The sequence below is a fragment of the Aquisphaera insulae genome (assembly GCF_011064615.1).
GTDB classification, from domain to species: Bacteria; Planctomycetota; Planctomycetia; order Isosphaerales; family Isosphaeraceae; genus Aquisphaera; species Aquisphaera insulae.
The window spans coordinates 1-3689 of sequence record NZ_JAALJH010000185.1 but is presented as its reverse complement, the minus strand read 5'-3'; the positions used below and the strand labels follow the sequence as shown (position 1 = coordinate 3689).

The following is a 3689-nucleotide window of genomic DNA, read 5'->3' as shown; positions in this document are numbered from 1 at the left end:
CTAGATCCTGGCTCCGACAAACGCCAAAACGGGCCCGCCAAAACGCGCCAAAACGGGCCAGGCACCCAAAACGGGTGGCTTGGGTAATGTTGAGTGCGGAGAGGAAAGCGATGCAATCCAGTCGGGATTGCCGGCGGCCTCGGGGCAGTCGGCGGCCAACTCGAAGTTCAACGAGGAACGATCAGGGCCAACAACGCGTGGGCCGGGGCGGGTTTTGCGGTTCGGAGCCGGCGGCCGGCGGCGGCTAGGGATCGGACGAGGTCCGAGGCGTGTGGTCCCTGGGCCGGTGGCCTTGACGGCCGCGACCGGAGGGGGGAGGGCTCGGCGATGGGGCGCTCGGGGCCGACCGCGAGGCTCATCGGGCCGGGGGCGGTAGACGTGGGGCGACGCGTCGCGTGGCTGGCCGGCGAGGCGGTCGCGAGCGCTGCTCGCGGCCCAGCCGGGCCGGCGGCCGCGGGCGGCTCAAAGCCTCGGGGCCACTGATGGCGCCCTGATGGCGTGGCGATTCATGGCCGTGCATGATCAAGGGAGTTATCATGAACCAAGAATCGGGGGGAGGATGGGCGAGTACGCCCGGTCGTCCGTGGGGTGGTCTCGCGGATTGTGATCCAGGCATGGGGTCAGATGCCTTGTGCGTTTCGGGGCCGACCCCTATCTTGGGTCGGCTTGACCGACCTTCTCGACGAACCTCGGCGGCAGGACGCCGCCGTTGACGACACCCGGCATCGCTGGGGCGAGGGGCGCCCGACCACCCGACAAGTAGGGACGAGCGACGTCGCCGCCCGGCCGCCAGTCGTTCCGCGATGAGTCGCGACCGTGGGGAAATCCTCCAACGGGGCCGGTCGCCGATCTCAAGGGGCCTATCCGACATGACCCAAGGCAACGTGTCCGTTCTCATTCCCGTCTACAACGAGGAGAAGTCGGTCGGCTCGGTGATCCAGAAGGTGCTGTCGATCGGGGGACTCGTCAAAGAGGTGGTCGTCGTGGACGACGGGTCGAGCGACGGGACCGCCGCCATCGTCGAGGCCATGACCTCGCAGGAGCCGCGATTGCGGTTCGAGCGTCTCGACCGGAACCAGGGCAAGACCGCCGCCATCCGTCACGCCCTGTCCCTCGCGACGGGCGAAATCATCATCGTCCAGGATGCCGACCTCGAATACGACCCTGCGGAAATCCCCGAGGTCGTCGCCCCGATCCTGAGCGGCGAGGCGGACGTCGTCTACGGCAGCCGGTTCCTCGTGCGTCGTGCCTCGCGGGTCATCTACTTCTACCACTACCTGGCGAACAAATCGCTCACGTTCATGTGCAACCTGTTCACCAACAGGAACATGAGCGACATCGAGACCGGATACAAGGCGTTCCGCTCGTGCGTCATCCGCCCCCTGCGGCTGACCAGCAGCGGCTTCGGCATGGAAATCGAGATTACCGTGATGGTCTGCAAGACCAAGGCCCGGACGTACGAGGTGCCGATCTCCTACTACGGGAGGAGCTACGAAGAGGGTAAGAAGGTCGGATTCAAGGACGGCATCATGGCCGGGCTCTACATCCTGTTCTACAGCCTCATCAAGCCGCTCACCACCGAAGGCAGGAGTTACATCCGGTCGGTCAACCATAATTTGGAAATGAACAAGTAACAATTTACAGCGACACGGTCGAATTCCGGGCGAGCGAAAGTGAAGGACGGCTTGACCGTCGGACGCCGAGCCTCAACACGGCATCGATCGGCCCCGGGGCGAGGCTTGGACGACACCTCGGTCCGATCGGCTCCGGGGGTCGGCATCCTCCCCTCTCCTCACGTCCCAGTACGACCGGCCTGGAGCAGGCGCAGGGGCTCGGTACGGCCGGTCCGGACCGCCGGCCAGAGGGCGGCGAGCAGACAGAGGCCCAGGGCGAAGGCGAAGCCGATCGACAGATGGGCCCAGGGGATGACGAGTGGCGTGATCTGCCCGCCACGGATATTGACGTACCGCGTCACTCCCGTGCCGCAGTAGCCAGCCATGGCGCCGAAGCCCAGGCTCAGGACGCAGGCGGCGACGCCGATGAGCAGCGTCTCGGCGATGATCAGCCGACAGAGCCCGGATCGCGTCACGCCCAGGGCCCGCAAGACGCCCAGGTCCCAGCGCCTGGCCCGGATCGACGACAGCACCGTGTTGATCACGCCCAGCGACGCCACGGCGAGCGTCACCAGGGGTAATTGGCTGAGTGCCCAGATGATGCCGTCGGCACGCTCGCGGATCTGCTGGCGAACCCCCTCGGCCGAGCGCAGCGTCACCGTGGCGCCGCCCCCTCCCGCACGCCCGAATCCCGCCGGACGGCCCGGTGAGCCCGCCGCTGCCTGGCTGCGTGGACCGGCCGCGCCGGCTCTCGATCTGGAGTTCCGGTCGGCGATCGGCTGGAGGGCCGCCTTGATCTCGTCCTCGGTCGCGGAGCCGTCCATGTCCATCCAGAACGTCGACGCCGGGCCGGTATCGAAGTCGCGTCGGACGGCGTCGTAGGACGAGAACATCAGGCCTGCCGCCCGGCCGCGGCGGAAGCCCATCTTCGTCATCCAGTGCCAGCCGGGCATCGAGACCACGCCGGCGATCTCGTACTCGATCGGCCGGTCGAGGTGATCGGGCGGGAGGACGCGGAACTTGTGGCCGATCCCCAGGCCGGATTCGCGTTCAAAGTGATCGGGGACGATGCAGTATCGCCCCTGCTTGAGCTTGGCGATCGCCTCGGCGCGATTCCCTTTGACGAACCGGAACTTGAACAGGGGGTGGTCGCCGCCGAGTGCGGCATCGGAGTCCACGCCGACCATGACGCAGGTGTCCTGTCGCGTCGCCGACGGGCGGACCTTGAAGCCCGTGGGGTCGTCGGCGAGCTTCACCTGCTTGACCGCCAGGGGCACGAATCGATCCGCGATGATCCCCTTGACGTGCCGCAACGCGTCGATGTCCGAGTCGGCAATCCCGGCCGGCGTGATGGAAACGACCAGGTCCGGCGCCCAGTCGCCGGGGTAGAACGGGGCGAGCATCGAGTACCCCCAGGTCTGCGTCGCCACGAACAGGCCCAGGCCGATCGTCAGGGACACGGTCGTGCCGACCGTCCGCCAGAGGTTGGCCGTGAGCTGGGTCGCGAGCAGGCGGGGGTTCAGCCCCAGCAAGCGGGCCGCCAGGGGGCCCAGGAACTGCTCGACCAGGGCGATCGTCGCGGGGGCGAGCATCACGAAGCCGATCGCCATCGACGTGCAGCCGATCGCCGCGGAGACGGCGTAACGCGCCGTGTCTTTCATGGGCAAATAGAAGACCAGGAGCGGGTTGAGCGCGATCAGGGCAAGCCCAGCGATCGTGATCGTCCAGGAGAGCCGCCCCGTTAGCGACCGGACACGAGGCACCATGGCCTCGAGCGGGTTCACGCTGGTCGCGCGCCAGGCCGGGACGACCGAGGCGGCCATCGAACCGCCCAGGGCGCAGAGGCCCGAAAGCCCGACGCACCAAGGCCCCAGCGCCGCACCTTCGACGACGGAGTCGGGCCGGAGCCTCGACATCGCCGCGAGCAGGCCCCAGCCGGCGAGCAGGCCGCCGGCCCAGCCGATCAAGCCGAGCAGGACGCTTTCGAACGCCACCATCGCCGCGACCTGCCATTTCGTCAGCGCGACGGCGCGGAGCATGGCGAACTGACGGATTCGCTCGTCCACGCCCATGCTC

At 67.8% G+C, this 3689-nt stretch carries 2 protein-coding genes; one reads left to right on the top strand and one right to left on the bottom strand.

The window, feature by feature from the left end; translation table 11 throughout:
• Positions 1 to 884: 884 nt before the first annotated feature.
• Positions 885 to 1634: a glycosyltransferase family 2 protein gene (locus G6O54_RS36530; RefSeq protein ID WP_205679171.1), complete on the top strand. Its 750-nt coding sequence runs from the start codon at positions 885 to 887 to the stop codon at positions 1632 to 1634.
• A 158-nt stretch (positions 1635 to 1792) separates the two neighbouring features.
• Here the strand turns inward: G6O54_RS36530 and G6O54_RS36525 are convergent.
• Positions 1793 to 3689: FtsX-like permease family protein (locus tag G6O54_RS36525; protein ID WP_165235903.1), on the bottom strand; the 1897-nt coding region annotated here is incomplete at its 5' end.